The sequence below is a fragment of the Streptomyces sp. NPDC002156 genome (assembly GCF_053593675.1).
In genome coordinates this window covers 1-23,204 of record NZ_JBSFDA010000056.1, presented here as the reverse complement: position 1 = coordinate 23,204, position 23,204 = coordinate 1, and the positions used below count along the sequence as shown (strand labels likewise).

Below are 23,204 nucleotides of genomic sequence, written 5' to 3'. Positions count from 1 at the left end.
GGAAGGCACGACCATGGCGGGACCCGTCCTGGAAATGCGCTCGATCATCAAGACCTTTCCTGGCGTCAAGGCGCTGTCGGACGTCACGTTGACCGTCCGTCAGGGCGAGGTCCATGCCATCTGCGGGGAGAACGGCGCCGGCAAGTCGACCTTGATGAAGGTCCTCTCCGGCGTCCACCCGCACGGGAGTTACGAGGGGGACATCCTCTTCGAGGGAGAGATCTCCACCTTCAAGGACATCAGGGCCAGCGAACAGCACGGCATCGTGATCATCCACCAGGAACTGGCCCTGGTGCCGTATCTCTCCATCGCCGAGAACATCTTCCTCGGCAACGAGCACGCCACGCGTGGGTTCATCAACTGGAACGAGACCCTGCGGCACGCGTCCCAACTGCTGCGCCGGGTCGGCCTCGACGACCACCCGGAGACCCGCGTCACCGACATCGGCGTGGGCAAGCAGCAGCTCGTGGAGATCGCGAAGGCGCTGTCGAAGAAGGTGAAACTGCTCATCCTCGACGAGCCGACCGCCGCGCTGAACGACGAGGACAGCGGCAAACTCCTCGATCTCATCCTGGAGTTGAAGAACCAGGGCATCACCTCGATCATCATCTCCCACAAGCTCAACGAGATCCGCAAGGTCGCCGACTCGGTGACGATCCTGCGCGACGGGCGGTCCATCGAGACCCTCGACGTGAAGGCGGCGGAGACCACCGAGGACCGGATCATCAGCGGAATGGTCGGCCGCGACCTCGACCACCGGTTCCCCGAGCGCACCCCGTACGAGGGGGAGGTCGGCGCGGCCCCGGCCCTTGAGGTCCGCAACTGGACCGTGCACCACCCGATCGACCAGCAGCGCAAGGTGGTCGACGACGTGTCGATCAACGTCAAGCGCGGTGAGATCGTCGGGATCGCGGGCCTGATGGGCGCCGGCCGCACCGAACTCGCGATGAGTGTCTTCGGGCGCACCTACGGCCGGTACACGAGCGGCTCGGTCCTCCGGGACGGCAAGGAGATCCGTACGAAGACCGTGCCCGAGGCGGTCGGCCACGGGATCGCGTACGTCACCGAGGACCGCAAGCACTACGGCCTCAACCTCATCGACACCATCAACCGCAACATCTCGCTCAGTGCCCTGGGCAAGGTCTCCAAGCGCGGTGTCGTCGACGAGCACGAGGAGCGGCAGGTCTCCGAGGGCTTCCGCAAATCCATGAACATCAAGGCGCCGACCGTCTTCGAGCCGGTGGGCAAGCTGTCGGGCGGCAACCAGCAGAAGGTCGTCCTCAGCAAGTGGATCTTCGCGGGTCCCGAGGTGCTGATCCTGGACGAGCCGACCCGCGGGATCGACGTGGGCGCCAAGTTCGAGATCTACACGGTGATCGACAAGCTGGCCGCCGAGGGCAAGGCGGTCGTCTTCATCTCCTCCGAGCTGCCCGAACTGCTCGGTATGTGCGACCGCATCTACACCATGGCCGCCGGGCGGCTCACGGGCGAGGTCCCGCGGGCCGAGGCCACGCAGGAAGTGCTGATGCGCCAGATGACGAAGGACAAAGAGGTATCCCGATGAGCACGGATGTGACCGCCAAGACCCCGGCCCCGGCGCCGCCCGGGAAGTCCGGCGGCTCGGCCACCGGCGGTGGCCTGCTCCAGCTGGTGCTGGACGGCCTGCGCCGCAACATGCGCCAGTACGGCATGCTGATAGCCCTCGGCCTGATCGTCGCCCTCTTCGCGGTCTGGACCGACGGCGACCTGCTGCTGCCGCGCAACGTCTCCAACCTGGTCCTGCAGAACAGCTACATCCTGATCCTCGCGATCGGCATGATGCTGGTGATCATCGCGGGCCACATCGACCTGTCGGTCGGCTCACTGACGGCGTTCGTGGGCGCGTTCGCGGCCGTACTGACGGTGCAGCACGATGTGCCGTGGCCGGTCGCCGTGGTGCTGTGCCTGCTCATGGGCGCGGTGGCGGGCGCGGTACAGGGCTTCTTCATCGCGTACGGCGGCATACCGTCGTTCATCGTCACCCTCGCCGGCATGCTGATCTTCCGCGGGCTGACGGAGATCCTGCTGGAGGGCCAGACCCTCGGTCCGTTCCCGGACGGTCTGCAGAAGATGGGCAACGGCTTCCTGCCCGAGACCGGTCCGGAGACCAACTACCACAACCTCACGCTGCTGCTGGGCCTCGCCCTGATCGTCTTCGCGGTGCTGCAGGAGGTCCGTGACCGCAAGCGGCAGCAGGAGTTCGCGCTGGAGGTGCTGCCCAGGAACATCTTCCTGCTCAAGCTCGTCTCCATCGTCGCCGCGATCCTCGTCGTCACGATGCTGCTCGCCAGCTACAAGGGCGCGCCGATCATCCTCCTGATCCTCGGTGTCCTGGTGGTCGGCTACGGCTACGTCATGCGCAACGCCGTCTTCGGCCGCCACATCTACGCGATCGGCGGCAACCTTCCGGCGGCGAAGCTGTCCGGCGTCAGGGACAAGAAGGTCACCTTCCTGGTCTTCCTGAACATGGGCGCGCTCGCGGCCCTGGCCGGTATGGCCATCGCCGCCCGCCTCAACGCGGCCTCGCCGAAGGCGGGCCTCAACTACGAACTCGAGGCGATCGCCTCGGCGTTCATCGGTGGCGCGTCCATGAGCGGCGGTGTCGGCACCATCCTCGGCGCGATCATCGGCGGTCTCGTCCTCGGCGTGCTGAACAACGGCATGAACCTCCTCAGTGTCGGCTCCGACTGGCAGCAGGTCATCAAGGGCCTGGCCCTGCTGGCCGCGGTCGGGTTCGACGTGTGGAACAAGCGCAAGGTCGGTTCGTAGACAGGTAGTTCGCCGGGGCCTCGCGGGCAGTCCGTCCGCGAGGCCCCTCCGCATGTGGGGAGGCAGGAACACCATGAAGGAACTCTTCGGCAAGCTCGCCGACGGGACGGAGATCCACCGCTGGTCGCTGGAGAACGGCGGCACCCGGCTGAAGGTCCTGTCGTACGGCGGGATCGTGCAGTCCCTGGAGATCCCGGACCGGGAGGGCCGGTACGCCAATGTCTCCCTGGGCTTCGACAGCATCGAGGACTATGTCGCCGCCAGCCCCTACTTCGGCGCGCTGATCGGCCGGTACGGCAACCGGATCGGCGCGGGCCGGTTCACGCTGGACGGCACCTCGTACCAACTGTCCGTCAACGACGGCGAGAACAGCCTGCACGGCGGAACCGAGGGCTTCGACAAGCGGGTGTGGGACATCGAGCCCTTCGAGCAGGGCACGGACGTCGGCCTGCGTCTCCAACTCACCAGCGCCGACGGCGAGATGGGCTTCCCCGGCACCCTCACGACGAAGGTGACCTACACCCTCACCGAGGACGGCGACTGGCGGATCGACTACGAGGCGACCACCGACAGGGCCACCGTCGTCAACCTCACCAACCACGTCTACTGGAACCTGGCCGGCGAGAGCGGCGGCTCGGTCCTCTGGCACGAGCTGGACATCGCCGCCGCCCGCTACACCCCCGTCGACGCCGGCCTGATCCCCACCGGTGAACCGGCCGAGGTCGCGGGCACCCCATTCGACTTCCGTACGCCCAAGACGGTCGGCGCGGATCTGCGCGCCGCCCACCAACAACTGCTGTACGCCAAGGGGTTCGACCACAACTGGGTGCTCGACAAGGGCGTCACGGCCGAGCCGGAACACGTCGCCACCCTCAAGGACCCGTCGTCCGGGCGCACACTGCGGATCGCGACCACCGAGCCGGGGCTCCAGTTCTACTCGGGCAACTTCCTCGACGGCACCCTCGTCGGCAGCGGCGGCACGATCCACCGTCAGGGCGACGCGCTGTGCCTGGAGACCCAGCACTACCCGGACTCCCCGAACCGGCCGGATTTCCCCTCCACCGTGCTGCGCCCCGACCGGATTTATCGCACGACGACGATCCACTCATTCGGCGCGTAATCTCCATCAGCCATGGTGACAGCAAACGTTACCAACGGTAAGAGTGATGATCGGTTTCACAGGAGTTTCACAAATTCCCATCGAAACCACAGCCGTTGAACAGCGCCCCACAGGCATCCGTATCTAAGGCTGGCCCGCGCTCCCCCGCGCGGGCCACCCAAGAGTCGGAGGGCCCGTCCTCCCCAACGGGTTCGCCACATACGGAGGTTCCATGGCCGACAACGTCACCTCGCTCTTTCGCAGCACGGCGGCCCACAGCCCGTCGATGGCTGCGCTGGCGCGAGAGAGCGACGGGACCGGTCCGGTCGACTTCTGCATTCCCTGCAACCCGTACTTCCCCACCCCGGCCATGATGGACACCATGTCGGCGCGGCTGCGGGACATCATCACGTACTACCCGAGCAGCGCCGACACGATCACGGCCGAGCTGTGCAATCTGCTCCAACTGCCGCCGCAGGCAGTGGCGATGGGCAACGGCTCGACCGAACTGATCACCTGGATCGACCACTTGCTGGTCCGTGAGTCCCTCGCCGTCCCCGTCCCCACCTTCGGCCGCTGGACCGACCAGCCCATGGAGACCGGCAAGCGGGTCGACATGTTCCCGCTCCAGGAGTCCAGCGGCTTCAACCTCGACCTCGCCCAGTACGCCGAGTTCATCCGGGCGCGCGGCACCCGGGTCGCTGTCATCTGCAACCCCAACAACCCCGACGGCGGCTTCCTGCACAAGCACGCGCTCGTGCAGTTCATGGACGCGATGGCCGACCTCGACCTCGTCATCATCGACGAGTCGTTCCTGGAGTTCGCCGACGCGGAGGCCGAACCGAGCGTCGTGCAGGAGGCGATGATCCGCCCCAACGTGATCGTCCTGCGCAGCCTCGGCAAGAACTTCGGTCTGCACGGCATCCGCTTCGGCTACATGGTCGCCAACCCGTCGCTCGCGGGCCGGATCCGTTCGATGCTGCCGAAGTGGAACCTCAACGCCTTCGCCGAGTACGTGGTGTTCATGCTCAAGGAGCATGGCCAGGAGTACATGCAGAGCCTCCAGCAGGTGCGCCGTGACCGCCTCGACATGGCGAGCCAGCTCTCCTCCCTGCCCGGTCTGACGGTCTACCCGTCGCAGGGCAACTTCCTCTTCGTGCGCCTGCCCGTCGGCGCCGAGGGCACCGTGGTCCGGGACCGGATGCTCACCGAGCATCGCATCCTGATCCGCGAGTGCGGCAACAAGATCGGCTCCTCCAGCCGCTTCGTGCGTCTCGTGGTGCGCCCCCAGACGGACGTGCGTCGCCTGGTGTCCGGCCTGGAACAGGTGCTCTACGGGAGCCGGAGGGGAGCCGCCGTGCCCGAGCTGGGTACAGGGACCAACTACAGCTCGGGCACGGCGGCGGTGGACCGACTCGTCGGTGCCACCAACGGGGGCGGTATGCCCGGCCTTGCCGCTCAGGCCCTCGGTAGCGGCATGCCGTCCCCCCAACCGGCCATGCCGATGCCCGCCGCCATGCAGCAGATGCCGGCCGCGATGGCCGCGCAGAGCTACGGCGGTGCGCAGAGCTACGGCGGCGCGGGCATGCAGATGCAGATGCCCATGCAGCAGCAGCCGCAGCCGGTCCCCCAGCCGCAGATGCAGCAGCCCCAGATGCCGATGGGCCAGCAGCAGCCCACCCCGTCCGGCGTCCCGGCCCGCAACGGCCTCACGGCCGCCCAGGTCCGCGGCACGACAGGACCGGGCCTGGCACCCGCCCCGGCGACGGGCTGGCCCGCCGCCCAGAGCTGGCCGAACGCGGCGGGCATGGGCCAGGTGAGCTGACCCCGCGCCACGTGTACAGCTGACGTGCCGTCATCCATGCCCGGGTGGCGGCACTTTGGCTTCCGTACCGACGGTCCGTCAGTGGTCGTTCTCCAGATGGAGCTTGAGCAGATCGACGCCGTAGTCGCCGCCGTTGGGGGTGCGGATGATGGTGTGGATGTGCTGCTGGGTGGGCGTCCCGCCGGGGCCGCCCATGCCGCCGCCCGTGCCTCCGGTTGAGGACTTGTTGCCGTAGGCGAGGGGCGACTGGGCGTCGTACTCAATCAGCACGACGGGGCTGTGCACGCGGTAGTAGAAGGCGGAGGAGTCCTTGGTCTCGCCGATCCAGTAGAAGTACGTGTCGTCCAGGTGCTCCTCCACCTCGGACATCCGTACCTCCGCGTGCGCGTCGGCCATGTTGCCGACGTAGACGCGCACCAGGTCGAGCAGCTTGGTCCGCGCGGTGTCGCTGAACTCGGCGGCGGCCAGGCCCTGGTAGGCGAGCTTGAGGTTGTCCTGGCCCGCACCGGCCTTCAGGTTGTCGCCGGCCTTGGTCTCGGAGGAGATGACCTTCTTGCGCTGGGCGTCGGTGAGCGCGCGCAGCGCCGCCAGACCGGCGGTGGTCTCCTTCTTGAACGTGGTGATCTTCTCGCCCTTGTAGGTGGCCGAGGTCGGCTCCGAGCCCATGAAGGTCGGGGTCATGACGACCTGGTCACCGAGGACGAAGTAGTTGATGGCAACATGATGGCCCTCGTACTGGAAACCCCAGGGCTTGGTGGTGGAGGGGTTCCCCATGAAGGTGAAGAAGTAGGCGCCTTCGGTGAGGGTGTCCCTGCCGCCGCCGCTGTAGTCGCCGAGGAACGCGTTGAGCTTCATGATGTTGCGGGTCTGGGTGAGCCCGTCGGCGGACAGGGCGACGCCGAGGAGCGCGTACCCGAGGTTGCGCTGCTTCTCGGTGATGTCGCCCATCCGGACGCCCTGGCGCTCGTACCCGTCGACGTTGCTCCACTTCAGCCATTCGTCGTCGTCCACGTCGAAGACGCAGGACTTCCGCTCGGCGCTGGAGAGCCCGTCGAGGAAGGCCTGCGCGGCCTTGACGACGGAGTCGGTCGAGACGTCGGTGGAGTGGATGGAGTAGAGGTCGTCGACGATCTTCCCGTCGGTGGTGACACCGGTGAAGTCGGCGTACTTGACCTCACTGGCCCCGGGTCCCATCCCTCCCCCGCCGCCACCGCCGGGGCCGCCCGAGGGCATGCCGTTCGGGGGGCCGCCGTACGAGGAGGAGGCACTCGTACTGGCGGAGTCGGAGGAGCCGGAGGAGCAGCCGGTCATGGTCGCCAGGGCGGCGACTCCACCGGTGAGCAGCGCCTTGTTCATGAACCAGCGGCGGCTGCGCTCGGTTTCGGGGGTACGGGGGCGGTGTTCTGACATGGGGACACGGTGGGGGGCGAAGCTGAGGGAAAACTGAAGGCGGGGGGGGACGGTTCAGCCCCAAGTCAGTTGTCGGCGGCGCCCGGGGGAACTACCCATCGGGTCGGCTGTCCGGTGAGGCTGCCGATCATGTCGAAGTCGCCGTCGTACTCGGTGGGATGGCACACGGCGAGCAGGTAGCGCTCGTGCAGCGGGTCGCCGGCATCAGGCGCCCTGGCCGCCGGTGCGCTTGAGGGAGCCGTCGGCATTGCGAGGGCCGGTGTTCTTGATGATTTCGCTGAAGTCGAGTTCACCGGAGTCCATGGCGTCGAAGAACTCCTGGCGCAGGTGGCGCTTGACGGCATCCTCCATGGCCAGGCGCACCGCCTTCGCCTTGGTCTTGGTGCCGAAGATACGCATGGCCTCGGCGACCATCTCTTCGTCGAGGTCGATGACTGTTCGGGCCATGATGCTGACGATAGCGTTTTACGCCTTGATGCCTGTCGGGATCTGCTCCAGCCCCTGCCGCCACCCCGGTACGTCCACCTCGGCCCGTACCGTCTTCCCCGGCGGCTCCCGGTCCAGGATCTCCCACCGGTCCGCCACCGCGTCCACGACGAGCAGTCCGCGCCCGCACTCCGCCAGCCGCGCAGGGGGCCGTACGTCCATCGGGCCCGGCGGACGCGGTCCGCTGCGGCTGTCGGTGACCTCTACGCGCACGCTGCCCGTCATGAGCCCGAGCCGTAGCTCGAAGTCCCGGCCGGGGACACGTCCGTGGGTCACCGCGTTCGCGGCCAGCTCGGCGACGATCAGCGCGACGGCCTCGGAGACCTCCGAGCCGTACGGGATGCGCCAGGCGTTCAGCTGGCCCACAGCGAGGCGCCGGGCGAGGCGGGCACCGCGCGGAGTGGCACTTAGCCGCTGCCTGAACATACGTACGGTAACCGGGTGTTGAGGGGCTGAAGGTGCGCTCATGAGCCCAATGTGCCGGGCGGGAGCAGCACTTCACCAGGCCGTAGCCGTGTACGCCGGGGCAGCGTACGCGGTTACGGACTGGACAGTACTCATCACCGGGCGTGACCATGGACGGATCGGGTGTGTGCAGCGGGGCGAGTGCGCGAGAGGTGGCCGACGATGGCTGAGGGCACGCAGGGGATGACGGGCGGCGAGCCGGAGTCCTCGGACAGTCTGCGGACGTTCGGGGCCGTGGTCCAGGCCCTGCGCGAACACATGGGGATGAGCAGGAAGGAACTGGCACAGGCCGTGCAGTTCTCCGAACACACGGTGGCCTCCGTGGAGTTGGGGAGGAGGATGCCGGATCCGGTGTTCGTGGAGCGGGCGGATGTTGCCCTCGGCAACACGGGCGCACTGAAGAAGGCGGCGGAGTTTCTGAACCGTCAGCCGGGGCTGGCGGCGTGGTTCCGGCGGTGGGCGCAGATGGAGGGGACTGCGATCAGTCTGTGTACGTACGAATGCCGTCTGGTCCCGGGCCTGTTGCAGACGGAGGCGTACGCGCGGGCCGTGACGACGAGTGTGCCGCCGCGACCCGCCGAGGAGGAGTTGAACAGGCGGATCGAAGCCCGCCAGGAACGGCAGAAGCTGCTCTCCCTGGAGCGGAATCCGCCGTGCTCGTTCAGCTTCATCGTCGAACAGGCGGTGCTGGAGCGGCACACGGGCGGCGAGGAGGTCACGCGGGAACTGCTCGACCACCTGCTGGACGTGATCGACCGGCACTGGAACGTGGAGATCCAGGTCATGTCGCTGCGGCAACCCGTACACGCGGGGCTGGACGGGCCGTTGCGACTGCTGGAGACACCGCAGAACAAGTGGTTCGGCTACTCCGAGGGGCAGAAGAACGGCCGCCTCATCTCTGACCCGAAAGAGATCAGCGTCCTCCAGCAGCGGTATGCGAAACTGCGCTCGCAGGCTCTGACACCGGAAGACTCCCGGAGCCTGTTGAAGCGGATGCGAGGGGCACTATGAGGACGACGGCCAACCTGTCCTGGTTCAAGAGCAGTTACAGCGGCTCCGAAGGCGATGACTGCGTCGAAGTCGCCCTCTCCTGGCACAAGTCCAGCTACAGCAGCGGCAGCGAGGGCGACTGCGTCGAGGTCGCCACCTGCCCCGGCACCGTCCACATCCGCGACTCCAAGGACAAGGCCGGCCCCCAACTCGCCCTCTCCCCCACCACTTGGGCCGGCTTCGTCGCGTACGCCGTCAAGGTCTGAGAGGGTGGCACGAGAGTGCGTAGGTGTTTCGCCGCCACCTGAACGCGTGGCGGTGCGGCATCTCGGCCGGTCGGCAGCCGGTGTAGGACGTGCGGAGCCATCTCGGTCGCGGCCATCCGGGCCCGGGTTGCCTCCGGGCAGGGGAACTGCTTGAAGTCGGGCCGACTGTTGTCTACGCGCTGGCTGGTCAGACTACAGCCGATGATGTTCCCGACCGGGACCCGACTACCGGCAAGAACCACGTCACCTACGGCCGTTGACGGTGGGCGACGGTGCACGGACGAGTTCCGCCCGGCGGATGCGATGTGTGGTGTGCTTGAGGATTTCAGGAGCGAACTAAGGGTTTTTCCTTCGAGGTACGACCTCGTGGCATGAGACTGTGCAAAGGTGTTGTGCCCGCGGCCGTGGTGACGGTGGCGTCAAGCCATGGCAGTTGGTCAGTTCTGGTCACACTTGGGGTGATAGGGGTCGCCGTGATGGTCTATCACTTGCTTGCGGAACGGTCCCGACGCAAGACGTTGGTAGCTGTGTTCCATACGGCCCCCGTCGACAGCATCGTCATGCAGGGGCGAGGGCCCGGCTGTCCGGAACTATGGGTGAGGGTCGGAACCGACTCAGGCTCCGGCGAGTCCCCCGTCGGCCGCCGCGAGGACTGCCGCAGGGACGAGCACCCTGGGGGCGTGGGGTGACGGAACCGCCTCCGCAGCCGATTCCCCGCGAGTGGCGTGCGGAACTCGAACGCTGCCACCGCGATCATGCCCGAAGGCTATTCGGTCACGTCCTCCTGTTCACCCAGCGGGACAAACAGACCACCGAAGACGTCGTACAGGAGACCTTTCAGGCCGCTGCTGTGAACTGGGGCCGGATACGCCAACTCGAACCCGGATCCCTTGCCGGGTGGCTGTTTGGCACGGCGTCGAATATCGCGATCGATCACTTCCGCAGTAATGAGCGGGCCCGGCGACACCAGGCCGATGTGTGGTCTCGGCTCTATCAGGCACCTCCGCAAGACACATGCCACTCAGCGCTTACCGAGGCGGCGTTGAAGCACTGCTGGGACGCAATCGAGCAGATGCCTCCCCGCCAGCATGCAGCGGCGCTCCTCCGGTGGCGATGCGGGTACAGCTATCGTGAAATCTCGGGCATCCTGGGTATGGCGGAAGGGACCGTCAGTGCACACATATCTACCGCGCGCAAGACTCTGATCGACAAGGTAGGACCATACTTGCCGTTCAGCCTTGACAAGCCGCAGGAGGGGGGCTCACGGTCATGACCGACGAGGATCGTACGGACGAGACGACGGAGTCACTGCTCCGCGGCATCTACAGTGAACTGTCCCAGGACGCAGGCCGACAGGCAGAAGAGACGTTTGACGAACAGGCCAGCCTGGCACGGTTTTCCGAATGGTTGAACCGGCACTCAGCCGCCCCTTCAACTGTGGGCAGCCGTGCCAACTTTGTCTCCCGTCGCTTGTTCACCTCGGAGTCCGTCACCGAGGGACACCCCGACAAGATCGCTGACCAGATCAGCGACGCTATTCTCGACGCGCTTCTGCGCAAGGACCCGACCTCCCGGGTTGCCATCGAGACGCTCATAACCACCGGCCTGGTGCACGTGGCTGGCCAGGTAACCACCAAGGCCTACGTGGACATCGCGACGCTCGTCCGCAGCAAGCTTCTTGAGATCGGCTACGACTCCTCCAAAAAGGGCTTCGATGGCGCCTCCTGCGGCGTCTCGGTGTCCATCTCCAAGCAGTCCCCGGACATCGCGCAGGGTGTCGATACTGCGTACGAGTCTCGGGTCGAGGACGACGAGGACGAACTGGGCCGCCAGGGCGCCGGTGACCAAGGTCTGATGTTCGGCTACGCGACGGACGAGACGCCGACCCTGATGCCGCTGCCGATCTTCCTGGCGCACCGCCTCTCGAAGCGGCTCTCCGAGGTCCGCAAGAACGGCACCATCCCCTATCTGCGCCCAGACGGCAAAACGCAGGTCACCATTGAGTACGACGGCGACAAGGCCGTCCGCCTCGACACGGTCGTCGTCTCCTCCCAGCACGCCCGGGACATCGACCTGGAGTCCCTGCTGGCCCCCGACATCCGCGAGTTCGTCGTGGAGACGGAACTGAAGGCTCTCCTCGACGACGGCATCAAGCTGGACGTTCAGAACTACCGCCTCCTGGTCAACCCGACCGGCCGCTTCGAGATCGGCGGCCCGATGGGCGACGCCGGCCTCACCGGCCGCAAGATCATCCTCGACACGTATGGCGGGGCGGCCAGGCACGGCGGCGGCGCCTTCTCCGGCAAGGACCCGTCCAAGGTGGACCGCTCAGCGGCCTACGCGATGCGCTGGGTGGCAAAGAACGTGGTCGCCGCCGGTCTGGCCTCGCGCTGCGAGGTGCAGGTCGCGTACGCGATCGGCAAGGCCGAGCCGGTGGGCCTGTTCGTCGAGACCTTCGGTACCGCCAAAGTCGACACGGACAAGATCGAGAAGGCGATCGACGAGGTCTTCGACCTCCGTCCAGCCGCCATCATCCGCGACCTCGACCTGCTCCGCCCGATCTACGCCCAGACCGCCGCCTACGGCCACTTCGGCCGTGAGCTGCCGGAGTTCACTTGGGAGAAGACGGACCGTGTAGAGGCGCTGCGGGCGGCGGTGGGGTTGTAAGGGGGCTGCATGAAACCTCATGTCCGATTCTTGGTTTCGTTCGGGGTGGGCGGCAGGCCGCAGAGGCGCCGGGCCGCTACGGCCGGGGCTGAGTGAACAATCCCTGCTCGGTCTCGGCCAGGATCCCGCGGTCGTCCAGCCGTTTGAGCTTCAGGCGGATGTTGTTGATGTTGTTGGGCGCGACCGTCAGGTCCATCGCCTCGCAGTCTGCCGCGCCCTCAGCGGATGGTCGGCCGCCGTGAACACCGCCATGATCTGCTAGTAGGCCGGAAGTTTCGGTGCCGGGGGTGCGGGCGGTTGCGGATCAGGCAGTTCCAACTGCGCCAGCACCGCCCCGAGCGTCAACTCCCCGCCGGTCATGCGGTGCGCCACGCTGGCGCGGTCACCCCGTTCAGCCGGCGCAGTATCACTCAAGGACAAGGCCGTCATCCACGGCGCGATGCTCGACATCACCGTCGACGTCGTCCGCCGCAACCCCACCGACCAGGGCAAGGGCTTCGTTCCGCAACCGAAGAGATGAGTGGTGGAGCAGGTCAACGGCACGTCGATGTTGCACCGGCGTCTGGTCCGCGGGTACGACCACCGGCCCGACAATGCCGCCTCGCGCATCTACTGGGCATCCACCGCGAACATGAGCCGCCGCCTCACCACGCCTGCACCAGCCTGGCACGATGACTTCGTGGCGGCCGCGTGAACGTCACCGAACTCATGACAGATCTCCAGATCCGGCACGACGCGGCCGCCACCCGGGCCGGCGAACTGCGCGAGCAGATCGAGCACTTGAACGCTGCTCCGGCCGAGGCCGAGGCGCGTTCGGCGGAACTCGTCACGACCCGGAAGGTCCTTGCGGAACCCGGCCCGACCGGGCCCGAATCCGAACCGCCTGAGTTGACCACCGCCTACCAGGTCATCCTGAACGCCTTCAACACCTACCCCGATCAGGCGTTCTGGGTCCGTGATCTGCACGAACTCCTCGGCATGCCCACCGACGACCCGGCCATGAACGTCACCCGCAGCCGCCTCGCCCGCCAGGGCTTCCCCACCCACCCCGGACGAGGTCACTAATAGAAAACGGACTTAACGACCTCTCAGACCACTGACCCCTCCCCCAGGTCCGACATATCCAGGACGAACCGATAGCGGACGTCGTTGCGCCGCAGGCGGTCCAGCGCCTCCTCGACACGCGCCGACGGGAGCAGTTCGACGTCCGCGGCGATGCCGCGCTCCGCGCAGAACTCCAGCATCGCCGACGTCGCGCGCCTGCCTCCGCTGCCCGCCGAGCTGAGCTTCTTGCGGCCCACGAGGAGGTCCATGGCCTCCACGGTGAGGGCGCCGAGGTGGCCGAGATGGCTGAGCGTCCCGTCCATGGCGACCAGGCGGAGGTACGGGCCGAGGTCGTGCGGCGCGGAGATCGTGTCGATGACGACGTCGAACCGGTCGCGGGCGGCGGCCATTTGCTCCGGGTCCGTCGATACGAGGAGACCGTGCGCGCCGAGACGACGGGCGTCGTCGGCCTTGTCGGGTGAGCGGCTGATGACCCAGGTCTCGGCGCCCAGCGCCACCGCGAGCTTGACCGCGAGGTGGCCGAGACCGCCCAGGCCCGCCACCGCGAGCCGGGTCCCCGGCCCCACCCCCAGGGCGTACAGCGGCTCCCAGACCGTGATCCCGGCGCAGAGCAGCGGAGCGGCGGCGGCCGGGTCCAGGCCCGGTGGGAGGGAGTAGGCGAAGCTCTCGCGGACCACGTACTCGCGCGACCAGCCGCCCAGCGTCGGCGAACCGTCGTGCCGGTCGACGCCGTCGTACGTCAGGGTCGGGAAGGTGTGGCAGAAGTTCTCCTGGTCGGCCCGGCACATGGCGCACTCGCCGCACGAGTCGACGATGTTGCCCACCGCGACCGGGTCGCCGATCGCGAAGCGGGTCACCTCGGGGCCGGTCCCGGTCACCACGCCCGTGAACTCGTGCCCCGGCACCAAGGGCCCCCGGCCGGTCTCCCCGTGCCTGGCGGCGTCGACGGCGTGCAGGTCGGTGTGGCAGACACCGCAGTAGTCCACCCGGACCGCGAGGTCGTCGGGGCGCAGCTCACGCCGTCGCAGTGACGTCCGCGTCAGCCTCGTCGACGGGGCTTCCAGCTGCCAACCAACGGTGGTCCTCATAGCGCCCACGTCTCCTTCTTCCACTTCTTCCACGCAAACAGACTGTTCGGTCTATCCGTCTCCACCGTAAGCGCAGACCCACCCCTCAGGCAAACCAACCGTTCTGTTTGGTAGCGTGGGGCGCATGCCCGATCAGCCCCTGAGCCCGCGTGGAGCGGCGACGTACCAGCGCATCCTCGACGTGGCGACCCAGGAGTTCGCCGAGCACGGGATCGCCGGAGCGCGCGTCGAGCGGATCGTGGCCGCCGCCCGCACCAACAAGGCGCAGCTCTATGCCTACTTCGGCAACAAGGAGGGGCTCTTCGACGCCATCTTCTTCGGCTCGCTGGAGCGGATCGTCAACGTCGTCCCGATCGACGCCACCGACCTCGCGGACTGGGCCGTACGCCTCTACGACGAGTATCTGCGCCGCCCCGACCTCATCCGGCTGGCCACCTGGGCCCGTCTGGAGCGGCGTCCGGCCGGTCATCTGGTCGACGATCCCGACCGTCTCGACGACCGTAAACTCGGCGCCATCGCGGAGGCGCAGGCCGCCGGTCTGGTGCGTGCGGGGGATCCGTTCGACGTGATGGCCATGGTGATCGCCATGTCGATGGCGTGGTCCCCGGTCAGCAACGTCTACGCGGCGACCGCCGAGGAGCCGCCCGAGCTGCACGAGCAGCGCCGCGCCCTGCTCCACGAGAGCGTGCGCCGCGCGATGGCGGCGGGGCCGGACGTCTCCGGCCAACGCCCCCGATGAAGAAGCCCTATTGGCAGCCTTACTGGTACCGCGTGCGCATTCGTACCGACGACGAGCCGTGGGCCGGCTGGCACGGACTGGGCGGACCGGAGTTCGCCCCGGTCCCGAACATGGCGTTGCGGGACTCGTCCCTGGAAGCATGGGCCGCCGCCTTCCTGGAAGAGGCCCGCAGCGAACTCGACGACCTGCGCGGCGACTTGCTGCTCGAATGCTTCGACGAGCCGGCCCCGGGCGCGGACACCGAGCCTGTGCACTCCGCCCAGGTGACCCTCCCGAGACCGTAGAGAAGCGAACCAGAGACCGCAGCAGCGAACGCAAACCGGGTCCAATGCGTCACAGTCACGACAGCATCAGCCCCGGGGGGACCCATGCGTACGCACACCACCCGCACCAGCGCCCAACTCCTGCTCGCCCTCAGCCTTTCCCTGTCCCTGGCCTTGACCGCCTGCGGCAGCGACAAGGCGGAGAACAGCGACGCCTCGAAGCCCTCCGCCCCCAAGAGCAGCCCGGCGCCCTCGCCAAGCCGCGCCCAGCAGGTCGCCGACGCCTGGGACGGTTCCGCGGCCGCCAAGGCGTGGCGCGAGGGCTTCTACCCCATGGGCGACACGGCCCCGCAGCCGCCCGGCGACGGCTTCCACAGCGACGACGACAAGATCGCCCACATGCTGGAGAACTACCTGCTGCGCGGCGAACTCCCCACCACCGCGCCCGAGAAGGGGCAGGTGAAGTGGGCGGACGGAGAATCGCTCACCCTGCCCCTGCTGGACGCGCGGGAGGCGTACACCGCCCTGGACCGCGTCGACAGCCCCACAGACCCTCAACTCACTGTCACCGGCGCGAAGTTGAGCGAGATGACGATGGTGACGAGCCGTGGCCCGGCGAGCGTGCCGGCCTGGTTCTTCACGCTGAAGGGGTACGACGAGCCGCTCAAGCGGGTCGCCTTCAAACCGTCGAAGCTGCCGAAGCCCCCGATCGGGAAGGCCGCGGGCGGCCGGTCGACGAGTGACGGACTTCAGGAAATGGGGCGGCTGATCGAGGTGTCCGAGGACGGCCGTTCTGTCACCGTCGTGGCGTACCACGGATCCTGCGACGACGGCCCCGCCGTGGACGTCCTGGAGACGGACGGCAGCGTGGTGCTGTCGGCGACGATCCTCGGGGGCAACACGACGGGCGAGATCTGCACCCAGGAACTCCGCGGCGAGGAGATGACCGTGCAGCTGGACCGGCCGTTGGGCGGCCGGGTCCTCCTAGACGCGTTCATGGGCCGACCGCTGCCGACCCAGTGGTAGGGGCGACAAATCCCCTGTCTCACAAGTGACTTGACGTCCCGTCACTTTGCCGAATTCCCAGCCTTTCGACAGCTCATCGACAGCAACCGCCACTAGCTTGCCGTGTTCATGACAGAGATTTCGGAAACTCCCCCCACTGCGATCAGGCGCCGCACCGTACTGATCGCGACGGGTGCCACCGCCGCCACCCTGGCCGTGGCCTCCGCCGTGCCCGAAACGTCCACCCCCACCGCGGACACCGCCGTTCCGGTCGCCGCCGCGGCCGTCTGCACCCTCACGAAGGAGATGACCGAAGGCCCCTACTACCTCGACGGCCAGTACGTCCGCGCCGACATCAGCGAGGACAAGACCGGCATCCCGCTGAAGCTCGCCCTCACCGTCGTCGACGACGACACCTGCGCACCCCTCAGCAACGCGCTCGTGGAGATCTGGCACTGCGACGCCCTCGGCGAGTATTCCGGCTTCGTCGGCAACAACGGCCACAGCGAACCGGACAACGGCACCTTCCTGCGCGGCGGGGTACTGACGAACTCCAGCGGCGTCGCCAACATCACCAGCGTGTACCCGGGTTGGTACCGGGGCCGCTGCGTCCACATCCACCTCAAGGTGCACACGAACGTCACGCTCACGTCCGACGGCTCGTTCACGGGCGGCCAGGAACTCCACACCGGCCAGCTGTTCTTCGACGAGACGATCACCACAAGGGTGGCGGCGCTCGCGACCTACGCGGCCAACACGGTCACCCGCACCACCCTCGCCCAGGACTCGATCTACGACGAAGGAGGCGCCGCCTCCGGTCTCCTCACCCTTACCGCGCTGGGGAGTTCGACCTCGGCGGGGTACGCGGGGACGCTGACCGTGGGCGTCGAAAGCAGCTGACGCCGGCAGTACCGACGTAACTCACCACAGCGGGGTGTGGACACGACCGTGATGTCCACACCCCGCCTGGCGCTCAGCCGAGGCCGAGCGGGCCTGCAACTCCCGCCCGGCCGCACGGGTTCAGAGCCTCACGACCCTCACTTCGCCGGGCACTGCTGCCATGCCAGGTGATAGATCGTGTCGATGTCGCCGTCCGTCGAGTCCATCGCCATGAAGCTGGTGCCCGTGGACGTGCCCGCGTTCACCCGAAGCTCCGTGTTGATGTTGAAGTTGCGCTGAACTCCGCAGGGCGCCCAGACCAGTTGGGCCCAGTCGGTGGTGTCGGTGGCCTGCCAGTTGTCGTTGAGCGGGCCGTTGTACGTGTGGGTGCGGAACGCCGTGCTCGGCGAGCCCTGGAAGTAGTACGAGGCCCGCTGGACGCCGCTCGCGCCGCGCTGAAGGGCTGCGAAGCCGCGGTAGTCGACGCTCGCGATGGCGTACGTGAAGCCCGCCGGGACATGCACCAGCAGGTTGAGCTGGCAGTTCTTGCGGAACGCCGTCGGGTCGGAGTTGCCGCCGGCCTGGGCGAGGTAGTCGCTGTAGGTGACGGTGAAGGCGGTGTTGTCGCCGGAGACGGCCACCGCGGCCGTACCCGCGGGACAGCCGGAGCCGTTCACCGTGGCGACCTTGATGACGATCTTGTCCGGGGGCGGGTCCTCGAAGGACGACCCGGCACCCTGCGCGGGTACCGCAGCGGCGAGCAGAGCGGCTATCGCGCCGCCCACGAGCAGGCCAGCAGCCATGTTTCTCCCTTTCGTCGTGCTGTTGCGGTGGGGGGTGAGAATCACGCACACAGCCTTCACGTAGTCATGCGCATGCCAAATACAGACACACACCCGACCCAACCTGTGATTGAACAGTGAAGAGTCTGTGAAGGCGGGGCGGTCGCAGCATAGGTGTCACGACAGACACCAGCCAGGTCGATCCCCGGCCAATCCCCGTTCACACCTCGGCCTGTTCCGTCCGTCGATGTAACGCGCAGCCATCGTCACGCCACGCGGAGTGTGCCCCAACTCTGCCCCAAACCAACGGAGTTGAGAGATAGGTCCCCAGGGCATTCATAGCCCCGATTTAAGGAAAACCTCAGGTGCGCCCCTAAGTTTCCGGAACATGACAGAGAACAAGAACACCTCCCCAGCCAAACACCGGATCGACAAGACCGTCCAGCGGCGTCGCGTCCTGATCGGCGGCGGCACCGCGGCGGTCGTCGGCGGACTCGCGGTGGCCGGCTTCGCCTCCGCCGGCGAGACCACCACGACCACGGAGTCCGACTCCGCGACCACCACCGCCGAGGACAGCTCCTCGTCCAGCACCAGCAGCGTCTGCGTCCTCAACGCCGAGGTCACCGAAGGCCCGTACTCCCTCGACGGCGCCCTCGTCCGTGAGGACATCCGCGAGGACAAGGAAGGCTTCGAGGTCCAGTACACCTTCACCGTCGTCGACGTCGCCAACGACTGCGCCCCGCTGGAGGGCGCCCTCGTCGAGATCTGGCACTGCGACCACCTCGGCGAGTACTCCGGCTTCGTCGGCGGCAACGGCCACGAGGAGGAGGACAACGGCACGTTCCTGCGCGGCGGTGTGCTCACCGACGCCAACGGCGAGGCCAGCATGATCTCGATCTGGCCCGGCCACTACGTCTCCCGCTGCACCCACGTCCACATGCGGGTGCACACTGACGTCACGCTCACCGACACCTCGTACACCGGCGGCGAGGTCATCCACACCGGCCAACTGTTCTTCGACGAGGACATCAACACGGAGATCCAGGCGACCTCCCCGTACTCGGCGAACACCACCCCGGAGACCACCCTCTCCAACGACAGCATCTACGACGACGGTGGCGCCGCCTCCGGCCTGCTGACGCTCACCGCCCTCGGCTCCAGCGTCTCCGACGGCTACAAGGCCACCCTCACCGTGGGTGTCGACAGCGCCTGACCCGGCCCGCCGCCAGGAGGTCCGAGACCGTAACGGATCTACTGGGCCACGACCGGCCGCCGCTCCTCGGCGTGCTCTCCCCGCCCCGCATTCCCGTCCCTGCGGTGCGCCCGGATCGAGTACGCCAGGGCGGCGGCCCACAACCCGTACAGCAGTACGTATACGAGGGTGCTGACCAGGCCCGACACCTCCACCCAGTCGCTCCTCAGCAGCGTACGGACGTTGGTGACCACGATGACTCCCCCGACCGCCGAGCCCAGCACCCTCGGCGGGACGAGCCGGACCAGCCAGGCCGCGATCGGCGCGGCGACCAACCCGCCCAGCAGGAACGCGGCCACCCACTGCCAGTCCAGGCCCTGCGAGCCGAGCGAGAGCAGAAAGCCCAGGCTGGCGGCGACCGCGACCAGGAACTCGCTGGTGTCGATGGAGCCGATCACCTTCCGCGGCTCCATCCGGCCCCCGGCCAGCAGCGCGGGTGTCCCCACCGGGCCCCAGCCGCCACCGCCCGTGGCGTCCAGGAACCCGGCGACCAGCCCGAGCGGAGTCAGGAACCGTTTCCGCAGCGGCTTGCCGAGTTGTCCTTTCGGCAGACCGCGCAAGGTGAACCGGGACAGGACGTACACGCCGAGGCCCAGCAGGATCACGGACATCAGCGGCTCGGCGAGTTCCGTGGAGAGGTTCGACAGGACCGTCGCCCCGAGGAACGAGCCGACCGCCCCCGGCACCCCGATCCGCACGACGACCTTCCAGTCCACGTTCCCGAAGCGCCAGTGCGAGGCGCCCGACATCAGCGTCGTACCGATCTCGGCGAGGTGGACGGTCGCGGAGGCGGCGGCCGGGTTGGTGCCCATGGCAAGCAGCAGGGTCGTCGACGTCACGCCGTAGGCCATCCCGAGGCTGCCGTCGACGAGCTGGGCACCGAGGCCGGCGAGGGCGAGGAGTATCAGCGTGCGCATGGGGCGCGACCCTAGGCCCCAGAAATGGGAACAACCTGAGCGCCGTATGAGGACGGCACTCAGGTTGTTCACTTACGGGCTGTTCACTTACGGGCTGTTCGCCTACGGGCTGTTCACTTCAGGTAGACGAGACCGTCCGTCGTGACCGCCGGGCGGCCGGTCGTGCCGACGACCACGATCTTGACGGTGTGCTTGGCACTCGCGCTCCAGCTCTTCGTCCAGATCGCGTCGCGGTACTTCGTCGTCGACGACTTCAGGTCGACCGTCGCGACCTTGACCCCGTCCACGAAGACGTTGACCTGACCGGACGTCGAGGCCCGCGACACCGCGAGGGCGGCCGAGCGGCCGGTGAACGTCCAGGTCAGCGAGGCGTTCTTCGCGGAACTGGAGTACGACTTGCCGCCCAGGTAGCTGGTCGACGACTTCGTCGTCCAGGTGCCGGTGCGGGTCGCCGAGGTCTCCTGGAGGATCACCGGCGTACCGGCGACCGAGGCGGCCTTCGTGTTGCCCGCCTGGTCGTACGCGGTCATCGACCAGGTCGTGGCCGAGCCGGACTTGGAGGTCAGGGCGGCACTGGTGACCGTCGGGCCGTACGTCTTGGCGACCGGGGCCGTCAGACGCACCTCCTTCAGGGCGGCGGTGTCCGTGGCCTTCCACTTCAGGGTGACCGGGACGGCCGTCGTGCTCACCGTGCCGGTGCGCAGGGCGAGGTTCGGCGCGGTGGTGAAGGTCGGCGCGGTCGTCTCGGCCACGACGGTCGCGGCCGCGGTGGTCGTCGTCTTGCCGGAGATGTGGGTGACCCGTACGGACACGGTGTGCGTGCCGAGCGCCAGGTTCACGCTCGCCGAGGTCACCGAACCGGCCTTGGTGGCGGCGGCCTTGCCGTCGACCAGCACCTCGTACTTGCTGATCAGGGCGGCGGGCGTGGTCGCCGACCAGCCAACCGTTATGGCCGACTTGGTGTACGTCCGCGAACCCGAAGTACCCGCTCCCGTCACCGACTTGAGCGCGAGACCGGTGACCGGGCCCGCCGCGTAGGTGCGGATGGTGGGCAGCTTGGCGTAGAGGTTGGTGCCCGGGCACTCGGTGGCGTAGCTGTCGCCGTGCCCGAAAATGGTCGGGAAGTTGAGCTGGGCGCCCGTGCTCCACGTCCTCGGGTTGTACGTGCTGTTGCCGGCGGCGCCCGCGGTGAGCGTGGTGGTGGCGGTCGGGCTGACGCCGTACATGCCGAGCTTCCAGGCGGCGACACGGGCGACGGAGGTCAGTACGGCCGTCGGCGGGGCGACCTCGCTGTAGTTGCCGAGGACGGAGACGCCGGTGGTCTGGGTGTTGAAGCCATAGGCGTGCGCGCCCAGCACCGCCTTGTCGACGCCGCCCTTACGGCCCTCGAAGATCGTGCCGCACTTGTCGACCAGGAAGTTGTAGCCGATGTCCTTCCAGCCGTTCGTCTTCACGTGGTACGTGTAGATGCCCCGGATGATCGCCGCGGACTCGGCGCACGTGTAGTCGTTGGTGCCGGCGCTGTGGTGGACGACCACCGCCTTGATCCCGTTGGCCAGGTAGTCCGGCGCCTCGGGGCTCAGCGACTCGTCGGCGCCCCAGCCCGCCCTTGAGGTGATCGGCGGCTTGGCGGCGGTGGAGGGCGTGGTCGTGGGCGCGGTGCTCACCGACGTGGACGGGGTGGGCGCGGCCGAGGTCGTCGCCGGCGCGGACGCCGTGGGCGAGGTGCTCGGCGACGCGGACGTGGAGGCGGAGGCCGAGTCGCTCGGAGAGGCGGAGGCGGACGCCGAGTCCGTCGCCGTCGGCGAGGCGGATTCCGTCACCTCCGGTGTCGTCGTCGCGTCCGGCGTCGCGCTCTCCGCCGCCACGTAGGCAGCGGGCTCCAGGTCCGAGACCGAACCGGTGCCGGGGTCGATCATGTCGACGCGCAGGCCCGCGGGCAGTTCGGCGGACGCCTTGCCGTCGACGCGGACCTCGACGCCGTCGGACGCGCCGACCCACGCGGGCTCGGTGCCGGCGCGGGTCGCGCCCTCCTCGCCGGGTCCGCTGTCCGTGTCCAGCTCCCGCCAGGACGACCAGGTGTCGGTGCCGGCGTCGCGGGTACGGACCTCGACCTTGCCGGCGATCGTGGCCGACGGGTCGGACCAGGTGACGCCGAGCATGCTGAACGGCTTGGTGTCCCGCTTGGCCAGGGTGGCCGAGTCACCGTCGGCGGCGACCTTCAGCGCCGCCGCGTACTCCTCGCTCGCGATCGGCCCGGACGACGGCTTGCCGTCGTCGGCCGCGCTGTCCGCACCGCCGCCGCTCACACCCTGCACGATCAGAACCCCGGACACTCCGGCGGCCACTACGGCCCCGATGCCCCACCCTCGACGCGATCTCAGCGATCTCATCCCCGTACGCACAACCCTTCACCTAGACCCCACCTGTTACATGCACATGCAGAGGTCAAGGTATCGGGAGAGTGGTGCGCGTCAACGACCAACCCTGAACTTAATCCTTCACGGTGGTTTACGAGCGCTCCGATGGAGCACAATAAACGGCCCTGAAAGACTGAAAGTTTACGAATACCGCTACGGGTTCTCCCAGGCCGCCGGTTCCGCCGCGAGCCCCCGCACCGGCTCGGGCAGCTCCCCCGCCGCGAGATCGGCGAAGGTCACCCCCTCCAGGACCTTGCGGACGTTGGCGCGCAGCGCGACCCACAGCGGCAGCAGGGGTTCGGCGGGGCCGGTGTAGGCGAGGCCGGTCGGGCGTTCGCCGCGCACCGACACGATGGGTCCGTCGACGGCCCGGACGACATCCGCGACGGTGATCGCGTCGGCGGGCCGCGCGAGCCGGTAGCCGCCGTTGCCGCCGCGCCGGGAGTCGACGATCCCGCCGCGCCGCAGATCGCCGAGGATGCCCTCCAGGAACTTGTGCGGAATGGCCTGGGCGGCGGCGACGGTCTCCGCCTTCACCGCACCCTCGTCCTGCCGTACGGCCAGCTCCAGCACCGCTCGCACCGCGTAGTCCGCCCGCGCCGAGATCCTCATGGGGTCATTGTCGGTCGTCGCGGGGTGTGGACAATGACCGGACACGTGTACGAGGAGATCCCGTTGGTGCTGAGCAGACGAACCTTCACCGCAGCCGCAGGCACCGCCGCCCTCGGCCTCTGCCTCGACGCCAGCGCGGGCGTGGGCTCCGGCGCCCCGGGCGGCC

General features: G+C 68.0%; 23 protein-coding genes. 15 read left to right on the top strand and 8 right to left on the bottom strand.

Annotation, left to right across the window (positions count from 1 at the left end):
* Positions 1 to 13: 13 nt before the first annotated feature.
* From mmsA to ACWCRB_RS22985, 4 genes are all read left to right on the top strand, one after another.
* A complete protein-coding gene (gene mmsA / locus ACWCRB_RS23000; RefSeq protein WP_450997826.1) occupies positions 14 to 1,564 on the top strand; it encodes a multiple monosaccharide ABC transporter ATP-binding protein in 1,551 nt (516 codons plus the stop codon).
* The gene (mmsB, locus tag ACWCRB_RS22995) at positions 1,561 to 2,808 is read left to right on the top strand and encodes a multiple monosaccharide ABC transporter permease (protein ID WP_369036738.1); all 1,248 of its coding nucleotides are present in this window, start codon (positions 1,561 to 1,563) and stop codon (positions 2,806 to 2,808) included. Before mmsA ends, mmsB begins: the two co-directional genes overlap by 4 nt.
* 73 nt (positions 2,809 to 2,881) lie before the next feature.
* Positions 2,882 to 3,928 carry an aldose epimerase family protein gene (locus ACWCRB_RS22990; RefSeq protein WP_450997825.1) on the top strand — a complete coding sequence of 349 codons (1,047 nt, stop codon included), beginning with the start codon at positions 2,882 to 2,884 and terminating at the stop codon, positions 3,926 to 3,928.
* 211 nt (positions 3,929 to 4,139) lie between these two features.
* Positions 4,140 to 5,732, top strand: coding sequence for a pyridoxal phosphate-dependent aminotransferase (locus ACWCRB_RS22985; RefSeq protein ID WP_450997824.1), 1,593 nt, complete (start codon positions 4,140 to 4,142; stop codon positions 5,730 to 5,732).
* Between the two features lie 78 nt (positions 5,733 to 5,810).
* Here ACWCRB_RS22985 and ACWCRB_RS22980 read toward each other — a convergent pair whose 3' ends face one another.
* From ACWCRB_RS22980 to ACWCRB_RS22970, 3 genes are all read right to left on the bottom strand, one after another.
* Positions 5,811 to 7,142 (bottom strand): DUF3500 domain-containing protein, encoded by a 1,332-nt coding sequence (locus tag ACWCRB_RS22980; protein ID WP_450997823.1) that lies wholly within the window; start codon positions 7,140 to 7,142, stop codon positions 5,811 to 5,813.
* A gap of 204 nt (positions 7,143 to 7,346) precedes the next feature.
* Positions 7,347 to 7,589 carry a type II toxin-antitoxin system VapB family antitoxin gene (locus ACWCRB_RS22975; protein ID WP_450997822.1) on the bottom strand — a complete coding sequence of 81 codons (243 nt, stop codon included), beginning with the start codon at positions 7,587 to 7,589 and terminating at the stop codon, positions 7,347 to 7,349.
* An 18-nt stretch (positions 7,590 to 7,607) separates the two neighbouring features.
* Positions 7,608 to 8,096 (bottom strand): ATP-binding protein, encoded by a 489-nt coding sequence (locus ACWCRB_RS22970; protein ID WP_450997821.1) that lies wholly within the window; start codon positions 8,094 to 8,096, stop codon positions 7,608 to 7,610.
* A gap of 159 nt (positions 8,097 to 8,255) precedes the next feature.
* On the opposite strand from ACWCRB_RS22970, the gene ACWCRB_RS22965 reads away from it, so the two are divergent.
* The 6 genes from ACWCRB_RS22965 (at position 8,256) to ACWCRB_RS22940 (ending at position 13,081) form a co-directional block, all read left to right on the top strand.
* Complete coding sequence (locus ACWCRB_RS22965; protein WP_450997820.1) at positions 8,256 to 9,104, top strand: helix-turn-helix domain-containing protein; 849 nt, start codon at positions 8,256 to 8,258, stop codon at positions 9,102 to 9,104.
* On the top strand, positions 9,101 to 9,349 hold the full coding sequence (locus ACWCRB_RS22960) for a DUF397 domain-containing protein (RefSeq protein ID WP_450997819.1): 249 nt from the start codon (positions 9,101 to 9,103) through the stop codon (positions 9,347 to 9,349). Before ACWCRB_RS22965 ends, ACWCRB_RS22960 begins: the two co-directional genes overlap by 4 nt.
* Before the next feature lie 592 nt (positions 9,350 to 9,941).
* Entirely contained in the window at positions 9,942 to 10,622 is a 681-nt protein-coding gene (locus ACWCRB_RS22955) for an RNA polymerase sigma factor (protein WP_450997818.1), read from the top strand.
* Between the two features lie 164 nt (positions 10,623 to 10,786).
* Positions 10,787 to 12,016, top strand: a complete 1,230-nt coding sequence (metK, locus tag ACWCRB_RS22950; RefSeq protein ID WP_450997847.1) for a methionine adenosyltransferase — start codon at positions 10,787 to 10,789, stop codon at positions 12,014 to 12,016.
* A gap of 523 nt (positions 12,017 to 12,539) precedes the next feature.
* Positions 12,540 to 12,710 carry a hypothetical protein gene (locus ACWCRB_RS22945; protein WP_450997817.1) on the top strand — a complete coding sequence of 57 codons (171 nt, stop codon included), beginning with the start codon at positions 12,540 to 12,542 and terminating at the stop codon, positions 12,708 to 12,710.
* Between the two features lie 14 nt (positions 12,711 to 12,724).
* Entirely contained in the window at positions 12,725 to 13,081 is a 357-nt protein-coding gene (locus ACWCRB_RS22940; protein WP_450997816.1) for a hypothetical protein, read from the top strand.
* Positions 13,082 to 13,104: 23 nt separating this feature from the next.
* On the opposite strand, the gene ACWCRB_RS22935 is transcribed toward ACWCRB_RS22940, so the two are convergent.
* Entirely contained in the window at positions 13,105 to 14,169 is a 1,065-nt protein-coding gene (locus ACWCRB_RS22935) for an NAD(P)-dependent alcohol dehydrogenase (RefSeq protein WP_450997815.1), read from the bottom strand.
* 124 nt (positions 14,170 to 14,293) lie between these two features.
* Here ACWCRB_RS22935 and ACWCRB_RS22930 point away from each other — a divergent pair, with 124 nt between their 5' ends.
* From ACWCRB_RS22930 to ACWCRB_RS22915, 4 genes are all read left to right on the top strand, one after another.
* Positions 14,294 to 14,908: a TetR family transcriptional regulator gene (locus tag ACWCRB_RS22930; protein ID WP_450997814.1), complete on the top strand. Its 615-nt coding sequence runs from the start codon at positions 14,294 to 14,296 to the stop codon at positions 14,906 to 14,908.
* 32 nt (positions 14,909 to 14,940) lie between these two features.
* A complete protein-coding gene (locus ACWCRB_RS22925) occupies positions 14,941 to 15,192 on the top strand; it encodes a hypothetical protein (RefSeq protein WP_450997813.1) in 252 nt (83 codons plus the stop codon).
* A gap of 84 nt (positions 15,193 to 15,276) precedes the next feature.
* The gene (locus tag ACWCRB_RS22920) at positions 15,277 to 16,197 is read left to right on the top strand and encodes a hypothetical protein (protein ID WP_450997812.1); all 921 of its coding nucleotides are present in this window, start codon (positions 15,277 to 15,279) and stop codon (positions 16,195 to 16,197) included.
* Positions 16,198 to 16,305: 108 nt separating this feature from the next.
* Positions 16,306 to 17,076 carry an intradiol ring-cleavage dioxygenase gene (locus tag ACWCRB_RS22915; RefSeq protein WP_450997811.1) on the top strand — a complete coding sequence of 257 codons (771 nt, stop codon included), beginning with the start codon at positions 16,306 to 16,308 and terminating at the stop codon, positions 17,074 to 17,076.
* A gap of 137 nt (positions 17,077 to 17,213) precedes the next feature.
* On the opposite strand, the gene ACWCRB_RS22910 is transcribed toward ACWCRB_RS22915, so the two are convergent.
* Positions 17,214 to 17,858 (bottom strand): DUF4360 domain-containing protein, encoded by a 645-nt coding sequence (locus tag ACWCRB_RS22910; protein ID WP_369035755.1) that lies wholly within the window; start codon positions 17,856 to 17,858, stop codon positions 17,214 to 17,216.
* A gap of 367 nt (positions 17,859 to 18,225) precedes the next feature.
* On the opposite strand from ACWCRB_RS22910, the gene ACWCRB_RS22905 reads away from it, so the two are divergent.
* Positions 18,226 to 19,050 carry an intradiol ring-cleavage dioxygenase gene (locus ACWCRB_RS22905; protein ID WP_450997810.1) on the top strand — a complete coding sequence of 275 codons (825 nt, stop codon included), beginning with the start codon at positions 18,226 to 18,228 and terminating at the stop codon, positions 19,048 to 19,050.
* A 38-nt stretch (positions 19,051 to 19,088) separates the two neighbouring features.
* Here the strand turns inward: ACWCRB_RS22905 and ACWCRB_RS22900 are convergent, their stop codons facing one another.
* The 3 genes from ACWCRB_RS22900 to ACWCRB_RS22890 form a co-directional block, all read right to left on the bottom strand.
* Positions 19,089 to 20,006 (bottom strand): sulfite exporter TauE/SafE family protein, encoded by a 918-nt coding sequence (locus ACWCRB_RS22900; RefSeq protein ID WP_450997809.1) that lies wholly within the window; start codon positions 20,004 to 20,006, stop codon positions 19,089 to 19,091.
* A gap of 113 nt (positions 20,007 to 20,119) precedes the next feature.
* Entirely contained in the window at positions 20,120 to 22,399 is a 2,280-nt protein-coding gene (locus tag ACWCRB_RS22895) for a peptidoglycan recognition protein family protein (protein WP_450997808.1), read from the bottom strand.
* Between the two features lie 180 nt (positions 22,400 to 22,579).
* Positions 22,580 to 23,038, bottom strand: a complete 459-nt coding sequence (locus tag ACWCRB_RS22890) for an RrF2 family transcriptional regulator (RefSeq protein ID WP_235479401.1) — start codon at positions 23,036 to 23,038, stop codon at positions 22,580 to 22,582.
* Positions 23,039 to 23,204: the final 166 nt, after the last annotated feature.

Excerpts from the sequence above, each read along its gene's own strand:
- mmsA (WP_450997826.1), top strand. The coding sequence starts at position 14 with ATGGCGGGACCCGTCCTGGAAATGCGCTCGATCATCAAGACCTTTCCT.
- mmsB (WP_369036738.1), top strand. The coding sequence starts at position 1,561 with ATGAGCACGGATGTGACCGCCAAGACCCCGGCCCCGGCGCCGCCCGGG.
- ACWCRB_RS22990 (WP_450997825.1), top strand. The coding sequence starts at position 2,882 with ATGAAGGAACTCTTCGGCAAGCTCGCCGACGGGACGGAGATCCACCGC.
- ACWCRB_RS22985 (WP_450997824.1), top strand. The coding sequence starts at position 4,140 with ATGGCCGACAACGTCACCTCGCTCTTTCGCAGCACGGCGGCCCACAGC.
- ACWCRB_RS22980 (WP_450997823.1), bottom strand. The coding sequence starts at position 7,142 with ATGTCAGAACACCGCCCCCGTACCCCCGAAACCGAGCGCAGCCGCCGC.
- ACWCRB_RS22975 (WP_450997822.1), bottom strand. The coding sequence starts at position 7,589 with ATGGCCCGAACAGTCATCGACCTCGACGAAGAGATGGTCGCCGAGGCC.
- ACWCRB_RS22970 (WP_450997821.1), bottom strand. The coding sequence starts at position 8,096 with ATGAGCGCACCTTCAGCCCCTCAACACCCGGTTACCGTACGTATGTTC.
- ACWCRB_RS22965 (WP_450997820.1), top strand. The coding sequence starts at position 8,256 with ATGGCTGAGGGCACGCAGGGGATGACGGGCGGCGAGCCGGAGTCCTCG.
- ACWCRB_RS22960 (WP_450997819.1), top strand. The coding sequence starts at position 9,101 with ATGAGGACGACGGCCAACCTGTCCTGGTTCAAGAGCAGTTACAGCGGC.
- ACWCRB_RS22955 (WP_450997818.1), top strand. The coding sequence starts at position 9,942 with ATGGGTGAGGGTCGGAACCGACTCAGGCTCCGGCGAGTCCCCCGTCGG.
- ACWCRB_RS22940 (WP_450997816.1), top strand. The coding sequence starts at position 12,725 with ATGACAGATCTCCAGATCCGGCACGACGCGGCCGCCACCCGGGCCGGC.
- ACWCRB_RS22935 (WP_450997815.1), bottom strand. The coding sequence starts at position 14,169 with ATGAGGACCACCGTTGGTTGGCAGCTGGAAGCCCCGTCGACGAGGCTG.
- ACWCRB_RS22930 (WP_450997814.1), top strand. The coding sequence starts at position 14,294 with ATGCCCGATCAGCCCCTGAGCCCGCGTGGAGCGGCGACGTACCAGCGC.
- ACWCRB_RS22920 (WP_450997812.1), top strand. The coding sequence starts at position 15,277 with ATGCGTACGCACACCACCCGCACCAGCGCCCAACTCCTGCTCGCCCTC.
- ACWCRB_RS22915 (WP_450997811.1), top strand. The coding sequence starts at position 16,306 with ATGACAGAGATTTCGGAAACTCCCCCCACTGCGATCAGGCGCCGCACC.
- ACWCRB_RS22910 (WP_369035755.1), bottom strand. The coding sequence starts at position 17,858 with ATGGCTGCTGGCCTGCTCGTGGGCGGCGCGATAGCCGCTCTGCTCGCC.
- ACWCRB_RS22905 (WP_450997810.1), top strand. The coding sequence starts at position 18,226 with ATGACAGAGAACAAGAACACCTCCCCAGCCAAACACCGGATCGACAAG.
- ACWCRB_RS22900 (WP_450997809.1), bottom strand. The coding sequence starts at position 20,006 with ATGCGCACGCTGATACTCCTCGCCCTCGCCGGCCTCGGTGCCCAGCTC.
- ACWCRB_RS22895 (WP_450997808.1), bottom strand. The coding sequence starts at position 22,399 with ATGAGATCGCTGAGATCGCGTCGAGGGTGGGGCATCGGGGCCGTAGTG.
- ACWCRB_RS22890 (WP_235479401.1), bottom strand. The coding sequence starts at position 23,038 with ATGAGGATCTCGGCGCGGGCGGACTACGCGGTGCGAGCGGTGCTGGAG.